This window comes from Moorena sp. SIO1F2 (assembly GCF_010672755.1).
In the GTDB taxonomy this organism is placed as follows: Bacteria; Cyanobacteriota; Cyanobacteriia; order Cyanobacteriales; family Coleofasciculaceae; genus Moorena.
On the sequence record NZ_JAAHFV010000011.1, the window covers coordinates 22,282 to 41,201 of the forward strand.

At 43.2% G+C, this 18,920-nt stretch carries 12 protein-coding genes, 1 tRNA gene and 1 pseudogene; 8 read left to right on the forward strand and 6 right to left on the reverse strand.

Annotated elements, in window-relative coordinates:
- Positions 1 to 192: 192 nt before the first annotated feature.
- From F6J94_RS03075 to F6J94_RS03095, 5 genes and pseudogenes are all read left to right on the forward strand, one after another.
- The gene (locus tag F6J94_RS03075) at positions 193 to 1,686 is read left to right on the forward strand and encodes an FHA domain-containing protein (protein WP_293036764.1); all 1,494 of its coding nucleotides are present in this window, start codon (positions 193 to 195) and stop codon (positions 1,684 to 1,686) included.
- A gap of 298 nt (positions 1,687 to 1,984) precedes the next feature.
- Positions 1,985 to 2,800: pseudogene (locus F6J94_RS03080) on the forward strand (SDR family oxidoreductase).
- Positions 2,801 to 3,405: 605 nt separating this feature from the next.
- Positions 3,406 to 3,651 (forward strand): hypothetical protein, encoded by a 246-nt coding sequence (locus F6J94_RS03085; RefSeq protein WP_293036767.1) that lies wholly within the window; start codon positions 3,406 to 3,408, stop codon positions 3,649 to 3,651.
- Positions 3,652 to 3,719: 68 nt separating this feature from the next.
- A complete protein-coding gene (locus tag F6J94_RS03090; protein WP_293036770.1) occupies positions 3,720 to 4,058 on the forward strand; it encodes a hypothetical protein in 339 nt (112 codons plus the stop codon).
- 533 nt (positions 4,059 to 4,591) lie between these two features.
- Positions 4,592 to 5,068 carry a hypothetical protein gene (locus tag F6J94_RS03095; RefSeq protein ID WP_293017570.1) on the forward strand — a complete coding sequence of 159 codons (477 nt, stop codon included), beginning with the start codon at positions 4,592 to 4,594 and terminating at the stop codon, positions 5,066 to 5,068.
- Positions 5,069 to 5,385: 317 nt separating this feature from the next.
- On the opposite strand, the gene gltX is transcribed toward F6J94_RS03095, so the two are convergent.
- The 4 genes from gltX to F6J94_RS03115 form a co-directional block, all read right to left on the reverse strand.
- Positions 5,386 to 6,834 carry a glutamate--tRNA ligase gene (gene gltX / locus F6J94_RS03100; RefSeq protein ID WP_293036773.1) on the reverse strand — a complete coding sequence of 483 codons (1,449 nt, stop codon included), beginning with the start codon at positions 6,832 to 6,834 and terminating at the stop codon, positions 5,386 to 5,388.
- Positions 6,835 to 6,965: 131 nt separating this feature from the next.
- Positions 6,966 to 7,039: transfer RNA gene (locus F6J94_RS03105), tRNA-Asp, on the reverse strand.
- A 288-nt stretch (positions 7,040 to 7,327) separates the two neighbouring features.
- Positions 7,328 to 7,591 carry a hypothetical protein gene (locus F6J94_RS03110; protein ID WP_070393170.1) on the reverse strand — a complete coding sequence of 88 codons (264 nt, stop codon included), beginning with the start codon at positions 7,589 to 7,591 and terminating at the stop codon, positions 7,328 to 7,330.
- A gap of 203 nt (positions 7,592 to 7,794) precedes the next feature.
- Positions 7,795 to 9,360: a TM0106 family RecB-like putative nuclease gene (locus F6J94_RS03115; protein ID WP_367142150.1), complete on the reverse strand. Its 1,566-nt coding sequence runs from the start codon at positions 9,358 to 9,360 to the stop codon at positions 7,795 to 7,797.
- A 784-nt stretch (positions 9,361 to 10,144) separates the two neighbouring features.
- Here F6J94_RS03115 and psaK point away from each other — a divergent pair.
- Positions 10,145 to 10,414 carry a photosystem I reaction center subunit PsaK gene (psaK, locus tag F6J94_RS03120; protein WP_293036778.1) on the forward strand — a complete coding sequence of 90 codons (270 nt, stop codon included), beginning with the start codon at positions 10,145 to 10,147 and terminating at the stop codon, positions 10,412 to 10,414.
- Positions 10,415 to 10,542: 128 nt separating this feature from the next.
- On the opposite strand, the gene F6J94_RS03125 is transcribed toward psaK, so the two are convergent.
- Together F6J94_RS03125 and uvrA are read right to left on the reverse strand one after the other, a co-directional pair.
- On the reverse strand, positions 10,543 to 11,835 hold the full coding sequence (locus tag F6J94_RS03125; protein ID WP_293036781.1) for an FGGY-family carbohydrate kinase: 1,293 nt from the start codon (positions 11,833 to 11,835) through the stop codon (positions 10,543 to 10,545).
- A gap of 300 nt (positions 11,836 to 12,135) precedes the next feature.
- On the reverse strand, positions 12,136 to 15,120 hold the full coding sequence (gene uvrA, locus F6J94_RS03130; RefSeq protein WP_293036783.1) for an excinuclease ABC subunit UvrA: 2,985 nt from the start codon (positions 15,118 to 15,120) through the stop codon (positions 12,136 to 12,138).
- Positions 15,121 to 15,551: 431 nt separating this feature from the next.
- Here uvrA and F6J94_RS03135 point away from each other — a divergent pair, with 431 nt between their 5' ends.
- Positions 15,552 to 16,583 carry a TrkA family potassium uptake protein gene (locus tag F6J94_RS03135; RefSeq protein WP_293036784.1) on the forward strand — a complete coding sequence of 344 codons (1,032 nt, stop codon included), beginning with the start codon at positions 15,552 to 15,554 and terminating at the stop codon, positions 16,581 to 16,583.
- A gap of 445 nt (positions 16,584 to 17,028) precedes the next feature.
- Positions 17,029 to 17,841 (forward strand): spondin domain-containing protein, encoded by an 813-nt coding sequence (locus tag F6J94_RS03140; protein WP_293036786.1) that lies wholly within the window; start codon positions 17,029 to 17,031, stop codon positions 17,839 to 17,841.
- Positions 17,842 to 18,920: the final 1,079 nt, after the last annotated feature.

The window sequence follows — 18,920 nt, forward strand, 5'->3', positions numbered from 1 at the left end:
AAGTGTCAAGTTAGCATACATCATCCTCTGATAGTTCATTACCAGGACTTATGCCAAATTGGGTAACAAACGCAAACGCACTTATATAGTATGGTGTGTTATCAACGCACCCTAGCGGCAGAGTTTATGGGTAAGTCCTGAGTAATTGACACAATTGACCGATGATTGCGGTAATCTGGAGTAACACGAAACATGCTAAAAACTATACTTATCAACTCTCAAACCAACGAGTTACAGGAAAAAACCCTGAAACCGAAAACTGGGATTCAAGGTGAGTATATGATTGGTCGTCACCCGAGTTGTGACCTACTTCTGGATAGTCCTCTAGTGAGTCGTGTACATGCCAGAATCCTATGCCTTGGGGGACAGTATTACTTTGCTGACCTCGGTAGCACCGATGGCTCTCGGATCAATAATGAGGAGATAGATGTTAACCAGAACTGGCTCCTGAGGGAACAGGATATTATCCGCATCGGTGACTTTGTCCTGCTGGTCAAAGAACTACAGCAGTATGATTCTAACCAGGAACAGAACCTAGTGGTAGATGACAATAGCACTGGGATGAAGCGGTGGACTAAGGGTGAGATTACTGTCCGCTGTGTGCAGATCATTGATCAGACCCATGATGTCAAGACCTTTCGCTTTGTCGCCGACCCGCCAATGTTGTTCAGCTACAAGCCAGGTCAGTTTGTCACTCTGGATTTGGAGATTGATGGCAAACCAGTGAAGCGTTCCTACTCCATCTCTTCGGCCCCCTCACGTCCTTATACTTTGGAAATTACTGTCAAGCGAGTTCCAGCACCAGCCGATACTCCTGATGTTCCAGCGGGTTTGGTGTCTAACTGGTTGCACGACAACATCAAAGTTGGGTCCGAGGTGAGATTAAATGGCCCAATGGGGAAATTTACCTGTGCTGACCATTCTGCTAATAAACTGCTGTTCATCTCAGCAGGTAGCGGGATGACTCCGATGATGTCCATGTCTGAGTGGCTTTGTGACATTGGGGCTGATGTGGATGTGGTCTTTGTCCACAGCGCTCGTAGCCCAAAAGATATCATCTTCCGTCAGAAATTAGAGTTGATGGCGGCTTTGTACCCTAACTTTAAGCCTGCTATTACCACGACTCGTCCAGAACTCGACCAAGCTTGGTGGGGTTATACCGGAAGACTTAATCAAACCATGGTGCAAGAGATGGCTCCTGATTTTCGCGATCGCATTGTTTATGTCTGTGGTCCGAATCCCTTTATGGCAGGGGTGAAAGCCATGCTAGCCGGTCTAGACTTCCCGATGGAGAACTACTATGAAGAGAGTTTTGGTGGCAAAAAGCCCTCAAAACCCAAAGCAGTAGAACAGACTACTGAACCAGTCAAAGCAGAAGATCGTCCTAAACTGCAATTAGTTAAATCACCGTCAACCTCTAATGAACCGACTATAGTCTTTGCTAAGTCTGGGAAAAAAGTCACCTGTGATCCAGAGGATGTGATCCTAGATGTGGCGGAACAAGAAGGATTGGCATTACCCAGCGGTTGCCGCATGGGAGCCTGTGGTGCTTGTAAGCAAAAGCTTTTAAAAGGGAAAGTAGAGTATGACGAGGAACCTGATGCTCTCGAAGAGGATGAACGGAACGAAGGTATGATTTTGACTTGTGTGGCTCATCCTGTAGGAGAAGTAGTAGTTAGCGCGTGAGCTAGAGCAGTTTTCAAGTGGGTGAGGTACTTTCGTTCTAGGTTTTAGGGAGTCGGGAGTCGGGAGTCGGGAGTCGGGAGTCGGGAGTCGGGAGTACCTTATACATTATCTGTTTTTTTACAACAGTCATCTTTTCCCTTTTTGTTACATAAGGTTAATTCTTTATTGGCGCACTTTGCATCTAGTTTTGCGTAACTTGCTAGTGAAATTTACCGCTTCTTTAGTAGAAAATGAAACTGAATCGACATTCAAGCTTGAATTGTCATAGTCAAATCATCAAAATTAGTTTTAATCCAAAATGAGTAAGACAATTTTAATCACAGGAGCAAGCAGCGGTATTGGAAAAGCAACTGCAAAATTGTTCCAGGAAAAGGGTTGGAACGTGGTTGCGACCATGAGAACTCCAGAAAAGGAAACAGAACTAACCACCCTTGATAATGTGTTGGTGACAAGACTAGATGTTTTAGACCAAGATTCAATTACAAAAGCCGTTCAGCTAGGCATTGAAAAATTCGGCAAAATAGATGTTTTGGTCAACAATGCTGGTTATGGTGCTTTTGGCCCTTTAGAAGCAACCCCCAGGGAAAATATAATAAGACAATTTGATGTTAATGTTATTGGTCTATTGGATGTAACAAAATAAATTATCCCCCATTTCATACAAAATAAAGATGGTATTTTGATTAATATTTCATCGATTGGTGGCAAAATGACCTTTCCATTATTTTCATTATATAACGGGACTAAATTTGCTGTTGAGGGGATTTCCGAAGGTCTGAGTTTTGAAATGGAGGCAATTGGCTGCAAAGTTAAAATTGTTGAACCAGGAGTGATTAACACGGATTTTGCTGGTCGCTCTCTTGATATGAGCAACGATGAAAGCCTAACTGAGTATCAAGAATTAATTGGTAAGCTGTTCAATTCGATGGAATCTTTGGCTGAGCAGGCTTCTGAGCCTATTGTTGTCGCTAACGTGATTTATAAAGCAGCAACAGACGGCACTGATAAATTGCGATATACTGCTGGCGAAGATGCCAGGATGATGGTAGCTAATCGAAAAGAATTGGATGATAAGACCTTTATCCAAGGTATTAAAGAGCAATTTGGCATCTAGTTCAAATAGAGCGTTTCTCCTGAAGGGGCGAGGAAATAGCCTGGAATTATTGGTATGTAAAGCTAGTATAATTTTGTGCTATAAAAAGGGGCGTTGCTGCTTCAAGGAATGGTATAATAAAAAGAAAACCATTCCTTGGATAAGCAACGCCCCAGAGGTAACCAAAGTCCCTTCAGCCATAAAAAAATAAAGCACAGTCTATACAAGGGTTTAGAGTGCAGTGCTTTCAGCCAGTATTAGGTATATTGCTCATCTGCGGGAAAACCAGACCAGTTCCCCTGTGAGCTACTCCCTCTCCCCTTTTAGCAGTTCGCCCTTATTAATCAAATTCAGCAGCAGTTAGGGAACAATCTCCCCATAGCCACCTTATTCCAAAGCCGAAGGATTGAAGAGTTAGCAACTATTCTCCGCCAGTCGGAAAATTATTCTATCATCTGTGATTAAAAGATGTCGAATATTGGCTTTGCGTTAAAATGACAATACCCGGTTTTGATGAAAAAGGAAACCTACCACCTGGCATACATTGGACTACATGGCTATAATTTCAAGAGCGTTTTGGTACTAACGTAACGCGGTTACGCCAGATAGAAGGACTCAAAAAAGCAATGGAGCAATTAAAGGCAGCGGGATGTAGAACCATTTATATCAATGGCAGTTTTGTCACAAGTAAGCCCAGACCAAATGATTATGATGCATGTTGGGATACAGAAGATGTGGATGTAAATTATCTCCTTACTCATGCACCCAGATTACTCAATCCTATCGACCGCGATGCACAAAAAGCTATCTATAAAGGTGAGATTTTTCCTTCAGAGCAGCCAGTGGGCATTTACGAAATGAACTCCCTATAATTTTTTCAAAAGGATACGGATAAAAACGCCAAAGGAATTATTGCTATAGATTTATTGAGGTGGGAAGCATGATTAAAAATCAAAGACAGTATGACTACAGCCAAGAATTAGTTCGTCAATTTGAATCTGACTTATCTGTTTATGACGCTCAAGATGAAGATATCAAAAAAAATGATTGTTGGTGGAAGATTAAGCGCGATTCATTACAAAGTCATCTTAATGCTTTAAAAGCCGAAGTTGCTGAATACGAAACCCTCATCAACCATGACGATCGTACTCCAATTGTTCTGAAGCTTGATGATATTAACAATTTACCACAACTTATTATCAAAGCTCGAATAGCTGCTAATATAAGCCAAAAACAACTGGCGTATATCGCTGGTTTAACCGAGGGAAAAATTATATAATATGAAGATAAAGACTACCAAACAGCGAGCCTTATAGATTTTTGGTTTGTCCTTGATGCCCTGAATATTAAGCTCCAAAAAGGTGAGTTTTTAGTTCCTTTAGATACTCTCAGAATAACCCCAATCACCGCAGGATAATTGATGGGTAATACGTCTAGTGAAACCTCTCAATCAATTGGGTGCATTCTGACAGGGAACGAGGCATGGGAGTCTTATGTAGTCACCCCGTGAGGTAAAACATACATCTTCTAAGCGTGAACTAATTTTTTTTACCCAAACTATAGGGAATACAGAGAATGTTTAAAGGTATTTGATTAGTTGTCTCTAGCTATGATAAAAAACGGCCTATAATCCCCTAACCACAATCACTTCAGCCGTTTCTTATCACCGCCACTTTTTTTGGTGCAACATCTGAGTTTTACCCAATTAGTATAACAGTAGCGCTAGATACACATAAGTTTTACTGTGCTGCAACTAAGGCAAACGGTTGTGATAAAATCATATTGGCTTAATAAAAAAAAAGGAAGTATTTGATGAAACGTCTTTTTTCCTTGCTGCTGTCAGGAATCCTGATGGTCTCTAGCACGCTATTGTTGGGTATCGCCGTCGCTGAGGGCGTTGCCCCCGGTCAAGCACAAGCACTGGTTGAAGAAAGTTTGCCTGAAGTAAGTCTGGCTGAAGAAAGTCAGACTGAAGAAAGTCAGACTGAAGAAAGTCTGGCTCAGTGTTTTTACAGTCGAGTGAGTCAGGGTAAAGATGTGAAAGAATGTGACTCGGTTTTAGAAAAAGAGCGGAACGCACTCAAATCTGTTGAACTTAAAACAGCTGCTCGCTGTTTTAAACTCCAAAATATGGTGGAAACAAACAAGCCTGAATATCTGAGGCTTTATGACGTGAGGAATTGCCATTTATTCATAGAAGACAGTCCGTTTTGGACTAGTGTTTACTATGGCGATGATGACTCTCCTTGTAAATACAATTCGCTTTATAAGGAGTACGTCTGCGAATAATTGTTCGTCCGATCGCACTACTGTCTGTGTATCATATCAAACCTAATTTGTGGGCAGATTATCTCAGTCAAGAGCTTAAATATATCTCGTTAAATCTAAAATTAATTTAGCTTTTTAATTCATTAGATTTTTCGACCTCAGAGTTAGAATAAGTTTGGCTTACTCCCTTGAAAGTTTTCATGGAACAGCCAAAATTTATTAGTGGGTTGTCGGGAACTTTGGACAAGGTAACTTCGGCTCAGGGTAAAAGAATTGACCCAAACAGGATCAGAAACGGGTTACCAATCGGTAACCCATCAGTTACCTATCGGTTGGGATCATGCCACCTGAAGCAATGACTCCTTCAAGCGAGTTTGGTCAAACCCCCGCTGATGAAGCAGTACCCAGGATTCGATCAAATCAGGACCATTGACATCCCCAGTTAGTGCAGCACGAAGCGATCGCATAACCAATCCTTTCTTGACCTTTTGCGCTTTTGTGACTTGGTTAATAATCTGCTTAGCTTCCTCTGGACTCAGCTGTTGGTAATTACCGAGTTGGTCAAGAATAGCTTGCACCACCTCACTAGCACCAGCTTTTTTGAGCTGCTCTACTGCCTGCTCAGTGTACTCAACTGACTCAGTAAAGAACATCCGAGTCATATCTACGGCTTCTGGCAAGCGAGTCAAACTTGGCCCAATCATGGCAGTCAACCGTTCCAACCAAGGGCGATTTTCCACAGAATCACAGTTGTAGCCAGCACTTTCCCAGTAGGGGATTAGCAAGTCCACTAACTCAGATGCACTCATCTGGTGGATATATTGACTATTAATCCAATCCAGCTTAGCCCAGTCAAACTTTGCCCCAGCTGGGTTCACCCGTTCAAAACCGAACTTTTGAGCGGCTTGAGCCAAAGTAAAGATTTCCTGAGTAGAGTCAGGGGGAGACCATCCCAGCAATGTCATATAATTAACCATCGCCTCAGGGGTAAAGCCCATGGCTTTGAAGTCAAAAATAGAGGTTACACCATCGCGCTTGGATAGCTTCCGTCCCTCATGGTTAAGAATCAGAGGTGTATGGGAAAATTCTGGGACTACACTCCCTAGGGCTTCATAGAGCAAAATCTGTTTAGCAGTATTAGCAATATGGTCTTCACCGCGAATGACATGGGTAATATGCATATCAATGTCATCCACCACCACAGCTAGGTTGTACAGAGGCTGACCGATCTCATTCTCTTGAGATGCCCTAGCAATCACCATATCACCCCCAAGGTCACTGCCTTTCCAGGTGACTTTACCTCGGACTAGATCATTCCAGACAATCTCGCGGTCATTATCAATCATAAAGCGGATCACCGGCTTGCGCCCTTCCGCCTCAAATGCTGCTTGTTGTTCTGGTGTCAAATTGCGATGGCGATTGTCATAGCGGGGGGCTTCTTTTCTAGCCTTTTGAGCTTCCCGCAGTTGTTCTAGTTCCTCAGCTGTGGTGTAGCAGCGATAAGCCAATCCCTGGTCTAAGAGTTGTTGAATAGCAGCACTATAAAGGTCAAGACGTTGGGATTGGAAAAATGGTCCTTCGTCCCACTCCAGTCCCAGCCAACTTAAACCATCGAGGATGTTTTGGGTATATTCCTCTCGCGATCGCGTTTGATCGGTGTCTTCAATGCGCAGAATAAACTTACCGCTGTGGCGACGGGCAAATAGCCAGTTAAATACAGCGGTTCTAGCGGTACCAATGTGTAAATTTCCGGTTGGACTTGGGGCAATACGGACTCTAACTGTCACAGCTGATTGCTAAGAACCTAATTACTATTGTCTTTTCGTCTCTATTGTACCTGCAACAATCAACTACTCTTAGCTAGATCATGTTTAGGATCATCTTTAGGAGGAGTCGATAGTATCCTACATTTTTTCTACGGGACTGACGGGGCTCGAACCCGCAACTTCCGCCGTGACAGGGCGGTGCTCTAACCAATTGAACTACAGTCCCAATCTCCGAGCCATTTACTATTATTATGTATGACTGGTGTATTTGTCAAGGCTTTTTTTTAAAAAAACCGAAAAATACTTTGAGCAGTCACCTTAGACTCTGAGCTCTCAGCCGATTTGCCTTGAGCTTACCCTCGACCAATGACCGAAGGCTCAGTTTATGGCTGGAACCAGTATAACCTATCCCAGCGCTAACGCAATAGGGTGGGCTAATCACGCACCCTAGGGCTCACTATTGTTTTTTCAAGACCAAAAAAAAACCTTATTTACTGCTATTGCTATGGCAGAATCACCGTTCTGTGTTGGTATTGGAGACTTTTGAGATTAAGATTGCCTCTGAAGCTGTTCTGCTGAATGGATAAAATCGTTCCAGGCTAAGAATTAATAGGAGCATCAAAACCTGTACTGGCCAAGGTGCCATAGCAAAACCAAATATTAGACAGACAATGGTACTGCCTACTCCCAATAGGCGAGGGATTTCGTGAGAGACTCTCCAAGATATCAAGATGCTCCCTAGGGCAGTTACCAGAAGAATTAGAAAAAGTGGAAGCATATTAATCACCTGTTATAAAAGAAATTCTAGACTTCAATAATTTCCAGACCTCTCAATACCAGACCTCTAAAAATTATAGAGAGGGCTCCCCTCCATCCAATGATGGCGAAAGCCCCCTTTAGATTTAATTTAGCATCTAGCTATACATTGTGTGTGTAAGCTAGAGCACAAAAGCTAATAACTTAAGAAATTGTTGCATAACTTCATGCTAAGTTTTGAAAGTTAATAGTATTGGGCAAAGTGTTGGGCAAAGTGTTGGACAAAAAGTTGACTAGCCACTGCTTGAGGTGATATGTAGCGCGGCAGTCATCTTCATTGTAGCGCTGGATAATTTCGAGAATAGAGTGATTGCCTGTTTTTAACCACTGGTCATACAAACACACACATTCGGAGCCAGTCATATCCGGATCGCGCCACTCAAACCCCAACCATCTAGCCAGATTTTTCAGAGAATAACTCTCCACTGGCATGGTCACAGTATCAATAACTATTTGATGAACATCCACGAAACGATCTAGCAGGGGTCTAACTATATGTCGTGGAGTTTGGTAAAGGGTTGCTAAGCGCTTGACCGTATCAACTTCATACTTGGAAAAATGGAAGATTGGGGCATCTGGATAACGCTCAACTAAGTCTAGAAATTGTAGCCAGATGAATCCTTCTTGCCAAGAATGTTCTGCGAATAGGTTATGGAAGGTCTCAGTTTCAGTGCGTCGATCAATCACCAACACCCCTAGCAAATACTCCAGGGGCAAATCAGGCTGTGCTTCAATATCAAAATAAAGCTCAACAGATGCTGTTGGTAAAGAGTCTTGATGCGGGAGGTCTGCCGAGATTTTGGCATTACCATTCCCTCGCTCTAGTTGTTCGTATTGAAGTATACTAAAGTAGTGTTTGGGATAGAGCAGCACCCGGTTTTGTACCTGAGATTGGGCTTGCTGCACCAGCTGGAAAGCTACTAAGCTACCAAAGCTTGGCTCTAATTCACTAATTGTGGACGTGGCTAAGGATTCGATTGTGGTTACTCCCAAAGCCTTCAAATCCCGATAGCGGCTGGGTGTTACTCCAGGCAATAGGGAAATGTGCTCTACAGATTTAGCGATCGCATAACAACTGTGATACCAACAGCAAAGACTACACCGCTGACGGGAAATGAACACCTCTGGTTCTTGTCGCTGCAATAGAGTCTCAATACATTCCGATAGCAGTTGTTCCATCAGTGGTACCCATCGTTCTATTACCACGGTGTAGGACTTTTGGTTACGCAAAATTAATGAGGCAGTGGTCGGCCACTGTCCTTGTACTGCTGCTAACAGCTGAGCACGAAAAGCGGTAAGGATTTTATACTCTGGCTTGGGCCGTTTGCTGAGCTTAATGGTGGTGGGAACATAGATCCAATCACCAAAATTAGAACGTCCCGGCTGTTTGACCAGCAAATCAGGAAAACATAGCAATGTCACCCCGTCACCAGTTGGCATCAACAGTACCCCTCCAGAAATGTACTCTGTCCCTTGTTGCATTAGTTTCAAGGTGGCCTGTGCAGCAGCGTGCCAATCTGTTCTGGGGTAGCGGGGTGAGTGGTGGGGCACAGTAGCCAGAATCTGTTGTTTATGGTCTCGGCTTTTCTGTTGCAGTTTCAGCCGAAAATCTGAGGGTGGGTCTTGCTCTGTGGGATCTCCATAAATGTCCAAAAAAGCCCGACGCCGACAGCGTTTGTAATCTAAAAGTAATGCGTCCGTCAGCAGCATAATTATAGTTTCAGGTGACATACTCCCACACTCACCTTGTCAGGTTGATTGTGGGCTTCTTACCAACACCAGCCATCGCTTCGGTTACTCGGTAAGCTTTATTAACGATACGGGATGCCCCTCCGCACCGGAACAATTAAAAAAAGTTCTTTTTTTTACTTAGCAGGTGGCGGTTAGCTCTTAATTTGTTTTCCCTACTATTTATAGTATAACGTTTTTCAGGCTGTTTATCAGAGTTCCTGTCCGCGATTCATCCCTGGAGACGAAACCTTAGGATAGTGGAGCCTTAATCAAAAAGTTTTAACCCTTTTCGCATAACCGACTAACCATAAAGGCGACCCTATCCTTACGGTAACTTTAAACACTCATGGCGTAGCATTGAGGTGTGGGGCATAAGAGCGGAGGAAGCTAACCCCTCATGGCTAGTGATACTCGCCGCTCCGGTAAGATGTCACCAGCCATGCAGGATGAATCAATCCGGTCAACCCGGATTGATTGATCAATCCAGGGTTTATCCCGCTTTTATTAATTTATGTAAATTTACCGAAACATTGACTGAGCAACCAGGGATTACTTAACAATTATTTACATAAAGGCTTGATTTAATTTTACCGAATCCCACCGCCCAAAAGTCTAGTAATCACGGGCTTTGGCTTTCTAATCAAGGGGAATCAAAGCAAGACTGGCAACGGAATCGACTCTGGCAAAAAAAACTAATTATGACACCGCGCTGGTAAAATCTTTATAAAAGATTAAATCTTTAAGAGATCACTGTAAGAGTCTATCAAAAACAGGAGAACACAAATTGACTTACTCAATCTTGCTTGCTGCTGCATCTGCCGTTCCCAACACCCTGGAATGGAGTCCGACAGTCGGAATCATCATGATTATCTGCAATGTACTAGCGATTGCCATCGGAAAAGCTACTATGCAGAATCCTAGCGAAGGTCCCGCGTTGCCTATGCCTGAGTTCTTCGGTGGCATGGGTTTTCCCGCATTACTAGCAACCACCAGCTTAGGTCACATCATCGGACTAGGCACTATCTTAGGATTGGCTAACATGGGGATTATCTAGAAGTTAGTAGCTGTGGGGTATAGGGCGAACGGGGGTAGTGATGATGGTCAGGTTGATCCAGGGCTGATAATTCACAGCAAATTCTCACCCAGTCACTCGGTCATACAGTAATCCTAGACACGATTACCCTATACCCGATCTGCTAACAGGCATCCCTGCTTGGCCAATAGTGCTGTACCATAAGCAGCCGCTGTGTGAAGGGATGTCAACATCGGTACCATGAGCTGACGCTCTCGAATCCTTGTCCAAGTAAGATTTTTGGCACCACCACCAGCTGTATAGACACCGGTTAACGGACTTGCTCCGAGCTGTTGCAACAAGCTATATCCCCTAGCTTCAATTCGGGCTATGCTTTCGAGGATTCCTTGGAGAAATTCCACGGAATTATCGGGTTTCGGTTCCAATCTTGGGGGGAGCTCCGGGTCATTAATGGGAAAGCGATCGCCTGGTCTAAGTAAGGGATAATAATCCAGGGGACTTTCTTGCTCGGGGTCGATTTGAGAGCTGAGACTTTCTAATTCTGTGTCAGTGAAAAAGTGGCGTAGTACTGCTCCGCCCGTGTTGGATGCGCCACCGGTAAGCCATAAATTTCCCAATCGATGACTGTAAATCCCAAATTTGGCGTCTTCTAGACGAGTGGTACTCAATAGTTTCAATACCAAGGTAGACCCAAGGGAGGTTACGGCTTCACCTGGTTGTTTGGCACCACTAGCGATAAATGCGGCAATACTATCGGTGGTACCTGTACAGACTAGACAATCTGGTGATAATCCCAAGGAGTGAGCTACCTCAGGGGTTAAAACTCCTACTGGTGTACCGGGAGCCAAGACGTTGGGTAGCATGGGTGACACCGGTAGCTGCTTGATCCAGTCAGGATAGCACAAGTTTTCAGGATTATAACCGAGCTTTAAGGCATTGTGATAGTCACTAATGCCTAATTTGCCATGCAATAGAAAGGCTAACCAGTCCGCTTGATGGAGGAAGTATAGGGGATTAGTTTCAGCACAGATGTTGCTGATCACATCTGTACAGTCATACCACCAGAGAAGTTTGGCAAGGCTGGAGGTAGCACTTAAAACGACATGGTTGGGAGGAGCAATGGTTCTAAGTTGTTCCATCACAGCTACTCCTCGTGGATCGTTGTAAAGGATGGGTGCATCTACAGGTTGACCGATGCGATCGCATAACAAAACTGTTGCGGAGGTGCCATTAATTGCGATCGCATTAATTTCACCCTTGATTGACTGGGGAATTTGCTCAATCAGGGAAAATAATACCTTCTGCCACTGTGTTGCGGTATCAATGGTGATGGCTTGGAGTGGAAACGGATATTGAGTCTCGGCAAAGATAGTACCAACAGAGTCTATCACTACTGCCCGTGCGCCAGAGGTTCCGAAATCGATGCCTAGATAGACAGTCATTAGGGATTAGAATTTAGAATTTAGAATTTAGAATTTAGAATTTAGAATTTAGAATTTAGAATTTAACTTAATTATCCATTTTACATTTTACATTTTACATTTTACATTCTCCATTCTTTATTCTTTATTCTCCATTCTTCATTCTTCATTCTTCATTCTCCATTCTTCATTCTTCATTCTTCATTCTCCATTCTTCATTCTCCATTCTGCTTAAGCGATCGCATCAAAAAAGCCATTGCTCAAACATCCCCTATAACTGACCCACTGAACAATAACCCACTGAACACTAAGCAATAAGCACTAAGCACTTAGCAGTCCTTCCTGTCGGGGGTACTCCTGGAGAACCTCCTTCAAATACTTCCCCGTATAGGACTTAGGATTTTCTGCTACCTCCTCCGGTGTTCCTGAGGCAATTACTTCTCCCCCTTTATCGCCACCTTCTGGTCCTAAGTCTATTACCCAATCAGCACAGCGAATCACATCTAAATTGTGTTCAATCACCAAAACAGAATTTCCTTTATCTACCAACCGCTGCAATACATTTAATAAGTGATGAACATCATAAAATGACAATCCTGTTGTCGGTTCATCGATTAAATACAATGTCTTTCCCGTTGCCCGACGTGACAATTCTGTTGCCAACTTCACCCGTTGTGCTTCTCCACCAGATAATGTCGGTGCTGGTTGCCCTAAGTGGATATATCCTAACCCTACATCTACTAAAGTTTGTAACCGAGATGCTGCTCTTGGAATATTCTTAAATACCTCCAATGCTTCTGCCACTGGCATATTTAAAATATCAGCAATGGAATATCCTTTATACTTCACTTGCAACGTTTCTCGATTATATCGCGCTCCCTTACAAACGTCACATTGTACATAGACATCTGGCAAAAAATTCATCTCAATGATATTCACCCCCTGTCCCGAACAAGCTTCGCAACGTCCCCCTTTGACATTAAACGAAAATTGCCCTGGCTTGTAACCTCTAGCTTTAGCTTCAATAGTTTTAGAAAATACCTCTCGAATTGCATCAAACACTCCTGTATAGGTAGCAGGATTAGACCGGGGAGTGCGACCAATGGGAGATTGATCGATTACGATTGCTTTATTAATAGCGTTGAGTCCCTCAACTTGATCCAATTCTTTGGGAAAGGGTACTTTACGAGTCATATGATGTTGTAATGCCGGGTAAAGTAATTCATTGACTAAGGTAGATTTCCCAGACCCAGAGACACCTGTAATGCTAACTAATTTCCCTAGTGGTATCTCTACCTCAATGTTTTTAAGATTGTTACGATGAGCATTTTTAATCACAAAAGAACGACCATTACCCTCTCGACGTTTACTAGGGGTTTCAATTACTTGCCGTTTTGATAAATACGCTCCCGTCAGGGAATTATCACTTTTGATTATAGTCTCTAAATCCCCTTGAGCAACAATTTCTCCCCCATGAATTCCAGCTTTCGGACCAATATCGACAATATGATCGGCAGTACGAATGGTTTCTTCATCATGTTCTACAACAATCAAGGTATTGCCCAAATCCCGCAATTTGATTAGGGTAGTCAGTAACCGTCCATTATCTCTTTGGTGCAATCCAATACTCGGTTCATCTAATACATACAAAACTCCAGTCAAGCCTGCTCCAATCTGAGTTGCTAGGCGAATCCGCTGAGCTTCTCCACCGGAAAGGGTCATGGCTGGACGGTCAAGGGTAAGATAATCTAATCCTACATCAAGCAGAAATTGTAATCGGGCTTTAATTTCTTTGAGGGCAAGGTCACCAATTTGAGCTTGGCGGGGGGAGAGTTGTAAGTTATCAATCCGTTGACGACATTGGCGAATTGATACACTAGTTAAATCATCAATATGATATTGTCCTAACCGCACCGATAGTGCTTCTGGTTTAAGCCGTTTACCATGACACTCTGGACAAGGTTGATAAATTAAATACTGCTCTAGTTTGTGTTTTGATGCTTCCGAGTTAGTGTCTTTATACTGTTTTTCTAGAATCGGGATAATGCCAGGATAGCGCTTGTAGTATCCTTTTTCTTTGCCATAAGCAGAATCATTTTGAATGTAAATTTTTTCGTCGGTGCCGTAGAGCAGAATGTCTTGTTGTTCAGAGGTTAGCTGATTCCAGGGAGTTTGGATTTCAAAACCATAGGCTTCTCCTACGCTATAGAGTAGGGAAATGTAGTAGGTGTTGTCTTTTTCTGACCACGGGGCAATAGCACTATATAAGGGTTGAGTAGGATCAGGTACTACTAGTTCTGGAGAAAAGGTTTGTAAATTACCGATACCGTGACAAACTGGACAAGCACCATAGGGGGAATTAAAGGAAAATAATCGGGGAGATAATTCTTCCATTACTGCCCCATGTTCTGGGCAAGCAAAGTTTTCTGAAAATACGATTTCTTGGGGAATGTCTTGGTCAGATGAACTGCCATTTTTTGGAGGAGTACGTCTATAATTATGATCAGATTTGACTTCTGCTGACTGTGCTGATGTATTATCTAAAACTTGGATAACTGCAATTCCAGTAGAACGTTTTAGGCAAGTAGCAAGGGAATCGGTAATTCGTTCTTGAATACTAGGCTTTTTGATGAGACGGTCAACCACCACTTCAATGTTGTGGGTATAATTTTTATCCAATTCGATGGTATCGGAGAGGTCAAAGGTTTCACCATCGACTCTGACGCGCACAAATCCTTCGGTGGCTAAGCTGGATAATAGTTTCTTGTGAGTGCCTTTTTTGCCTCGGATAACCGGAGCCAGGATATGGAAGCGAGTCCGGTCAGGGAGTTCCATAATGCGATCGCACATCTGGTCGATGGTCTGGGGCGCAATATTGCGATCGCATTTGGGACAATAGGGTTCACCAGCCCGTCCAAACAGTAATCGCAGGTAATCGTAAATCTCTGTAACTGTACCAACGGTGGAACGGGGGTTATGGGATGTAGATTTCTGGTCAATGGAGATAGCGGGGCTTAAGCCTTCGATGGCATCCACATCCGGTTTATCCAGTTGTCCCAGGAATTGACGAGCATAGGCACTCAGGGATTCTACATAACGGCGTTGTCCTTCCGCAAAGATAGTGTCGAATGCCAGGGAGGATTTGCCGGAACCGGAAACACCAGTAAAGACAATAATGCGATCGCGTGGCAGTTCCAGATCAATGTTTTTCAGGTTATGCTGTCTAGCCCCCCGAATCCGAATGGTGTTTTGAGCAGAGTTAGGGGTGTGGTCCTGGGTGTGGTTGAGGTTAGAGGATTTTGGCATGACCGACAGCGGCTTTAAACTCCTTAACAATAGTAGCGCTATCCGTTCCCATAGTAATGTTCAATAAGCATTCAGCCGTTTGCCGGACACCCTCTAGCTTTCAGCTTGAGCGATCGCAGACTTAAATTGTATAGTTTTTGTATAGTTTTCAGTAAGCTCGCGCACACTCCAAAGCCCACTCCCGAGCTCCTGAGCCCCCCTGCCGATTCAATCTATAAATTATAGAGAATAGATACAGCGTTTTTCATAACTATGAGCTACACAGGTTTTTTGCCCTGTTCCGAAGTCCCTGTTCCCTGTTCCGAAGTCCCTGCTCCCTGCTCCGAAGTCCCTGCTCCCTAAAATCTATAACGAAAGTACCTCACCCAATTCAAAACCGCTGTATTATAGTTACTTAAACCGACATGAACTGACCATTACGTCTAACTCAAATGATATTACTATGGAATCGAAAATTCTGGAACTTTTTGCGCAGTGAAAACCTTGATAAAGTAATGTTTATTATTATAATAATCATTACCATTAACACCATCACTATATCATGGCTGGAACCAGATATCTCAAAAGCAGATGCTTTCTGGTGGAGCATCGTCACCCTAACAACTGTTGGCTATGGTGATATCACCCCTGTCACAGTTGGTGGTCGCGTTATTGCTATTCTCGATATGTTTGTGGGGATTGGATTCTTAGCCATCTTCACCGCTAGCCTCGCTGGTATTTTTGTCGATCAAAAACTCAAAAATGATCTAGGTATGGGATCTTATAATTTTAACAATCACTTGATTATTTGCGAATGGAATTCTAGAGCAAGATTTATCATCAATGAGTTGCGAAGGTTTCCTAAAACTCAAGATGAGAAAATTATTTTAATTGCTAATATAGACCGGAAGCCTATCGAAGACAATAATTTGTTTTTTCTTAAAGGTAATGTAAGTGATGAAACCTTGATTCGAGCCAACTTGATCCAGGCTAGAACTGTTATAATTTTAGGGGATGACAGTATAGATGACACAGCTCGCGACGCAAAAGTTATACTATCTACCCTGACAGTAGAAAGTATTAATCCCAAGGCTTACACAGTTGTGGAGCTGGTAGATGAAACTCATGTTAAATCCTGTCAGCGGGCTAAGGTTGACGAAATAATCGTTAGTAGTGAGTTAAGTAGTATGCTCATTTCCCAAGCTGCTCTTAACCATGGAATTACCAAAGTTGTCTCTGAAATATTAAGTACTCAAACTGGGAACAAGCTTTATAAAATTGCGATTCCTGACTCTCGGGTTGGTAGTTCCTTTATGGAAGTATTTACGTATATGAAGCAAGCCTATCAAAGTATTGTCTTAGCGGTACAAAAAGGAATTGAAGGAGACGTTATCTCCAATCCACCGACAGATTATAAACTTGAGAATGGTGACTATTTAATTGTCGTTTCTCAACACGAACCACGACTGCTAAAGAAATCTTAAACGAGAAATCTTAAACGTAAGTGTGACCTGTGAACTGTGACCTGTGATGTGTTAAGTAACAATTTGAAATTTGAAATTTGAAATTTTCAATTGACGAATACCCTTCCAGGATAAGTAGTCAACCGCAACTAATATCACGTCGTCATTCCAGGCTGATAGAGGCTGGAAATTATCAGTAAATTATCAGCAAATTTTCAGCCTCTGTTCAGCAACAACTAAACCAAGAAACCAATAATCCTAGTCAAGCTACTAACCTAAAATTATCCACTTGATGGGGTGCCAGCAAAATCCGTTTTGAACACTAAGTTTTGAACACTAAGTTTTGAATACTAAGTTTTAAACACTTAGCTGATTAACTCTACGGATAATGATGTAGCTACATAGATAGTTGAGCAACACACTCATTGACAAATCTACCATATTGATATCTTTGATCAGGATCACCATGAAGCATTCAATTATTAAATCACTCAAAATCGTCACCATGGTTACCGTAACCTCTACACTAGCCATGGCATCTAGCGCAACAGCAGCTACCCTCAAGGTGACAATTCAAAGCCTGGCACCGGACAACGGCACGTTATTGACTCCAGTCTGGGTAGGTTTTCATAATGGTCTTTTTGATATTTATGATCGGGGTGAGGCAGCTTCACCAGGACTGGAGCGTATTGCTGAGGATGGCAATGCAGCAGTGCTTAGTGAAGAGTTTTTTGCTAGTGGTGCGGGTTCAGTTGATGGGGTAATTCCTGGTCCAAATGGTCCAGTTGCTTTTGGGGATATTGCCCAAGCCACATTTACTGTAGATTCTACTAGCCGTTACTTCAGCTACGCGGCCATGATTCTCCCCAGTAATGATGCTTTCATTGCTAATGGCAACCCCTTGGCTATTGAGATTTTTGATGAAGATGGTAATTTCACTGGAGCTGACTTTACCGTTCTCGGTTCTCAAGTTCTGGATGCAGGTACGGAAGTTAACGACGAGCAGGAGACCACTACTGCCTTCTTCGGTCAAACTATTCCTGATACTGGTACACCAGAAAACGGAGTTGTCACCCTGCATCCAGGTTTGATCCCAGGTGGACCGATTTTATCAACTCCGGCGTTTGCTCAAGCTGACTTCACAGTGGATGGCTACCAGATAGCACGTATCAAAGTCGAGAAAGTGCCAGAATCGTCTACTACTGGAGCATTACTTGCTATCGGTGGGTTGTTATGGCTGGGTAGCCGCTGGCGTCAGAGTCTTAACAGATTCGCCTAAATCCCTTTGGCAATTGACCATTGACAATTTTAAATTGTTTTCCCTTCTTGATTAACAACACTACATAACTAGTCAACATAAGTAGTGCAACATTTAACCTGTACAAACCTACTCACAAGCAGATAGGACGATGGTATAGCATTAGTTTTAACTAATGGTTGTTGCCGACAAAGCAATGCCAAAAGCATTGCGCTATTTTTATTAATGGAGGCTCTTCTGCCTACTCTCAAACCGCACTGTAACTTCACTCAGTCCATTATTTTACGTCGCTTAACTTACGACCAGCTGCCAAAGCTTTTAGTTCTTCGTTGGGCGGTAGTCTTCCGAAGTTAAACAAGTTACTAACTTATTTGATTATAAAACAGTAGATAATGTTTGACAAGGTTTAGAGAGCTATAAGGCTAATAGTTGCACCTCAACTAGACTCAAGTTGACACTCCCCGGTCATTAGACGCGGGGATTCTTGCTTGGCCGTAGGCCACGCTACGCGAACAATGAGTCAACTTAACTTGCTCAACCAGACCGGAGCCAGGAAGAGTAGAGATCGATTCTCCACAAGCGTTTAGATCTTTCACGTTCGCGTAGCGTGACCTACGGTCAATCCAGGTTCCAGTGTGCCGGAAACGAAACCTTAGTAGAGGGTCGCCTTAGTTAATAAGTTTTGACCCTTTTTCTCATAGCCAGTCCCCTGTAAAGGCGACCCTCTACTTACGGTAACTTCAAACCCCACCGTACCCAAGGCTGTTACGGTCGATGCCTGGTATTATCCAGGGCACCTCCGCTTTCGGCTAAGGCCGACGCTGCGCGAACAGAACTGGACGTGAGACTTTCACCTCATCCAGCTCCTAAGTAGACCTCTCCAAAAACTTGAAAGGGGAGCATGTCACTTATGCAGCAACATTAGTACGCTTATCTGGGGAATGGGGAATGGGGAATGGGGAATAGGTAATAGGGGGAGCATGGCGAGCAGGTCAATTTGGTGAGAACGCTTGAACTAGAGTGTTTTCAGGGTTTGAATAGCGTACATGAGTTATTTTAGTACTAATGTTGCTGCGAATAAGACATGCTCCCCAATGATC

What these genes read in the sequence shown, in the direction of transcription:
- F6J94_RS03085 (WP_293036767.1), top strand. Translation starts at nt 3,406, where the DNA reads ATGGAGCAATTAAAGGCAGCGGGATGTAGAACCATTTATATCAATGGC.
- F6J94_RS03075 (WP_293036764.1), top strand. Translation starts at nt 193, where the DNA reads ATGCTAAAAACTATACTTATCAACTCTCAAACCAACGAGTTACAGGAA.
- F6J94_RS03110 (WP_070393170.1), bottom strand. Translation starts at nt 7,591, where the DNA reads ATGCTTCCACTTTTTCTAATTCTTCTGGTAACTGCCCTAGGGAGCATC.
- F6J94_RS03140 (WP_293036786.1), top strand. Translation starts at nt 17,029, where the DNA reads ATGAAGCATTCAATTATTAAATCACTCAAAATCGTCACCATGGTTACC.
- F6J94_RS03125 (WP_293036781.1), bottom strand. Translation starts at nt 11,835, where the DNA reads ATGACTGTCTATCTAGGCATCGATTTCGGAACCTCTGGCGCACGGGCA.
- uvrA (WP_293036783.1), bottom strand. Translation starts at nt 15,120, where the DNA reads ATGCCAAAATCCTCTAACCTCAACCACACCCAGGACCACACCCCTAAC.
- F6J94_RS03095 (WP_293017570.1), top strand. Translation starts at nt 4,592, where the DNA reads ATGAAACGTCTTTTTTCCTTGCTGCTGTCAGGAATCCTGATGGTCTCT.
- F6J94_RS03115 (WP_367142150.1), bottom strand. Translation starts at nt 9,360, where the DNA reads ATGTCACCTGAAACTATAATTATGCTGCTGACGGACGCATTACTTTTA.
- F6J94_RS03135 (WP_293036784.1), top strand. Translation starts at nt 15,552, where the DNA reads ATGATATTACTATGGAATCGAAAATTCTGGAACTTTTTGCGCAGTGAA.
- F6J94_RS03090 (WP_293036770.1), top strand. Translation starts at nt 3,720, where the DNA reads ATGATTAAAAATCAAAGACAGTATGACTACAGCCAAGAATTAGTTCGT.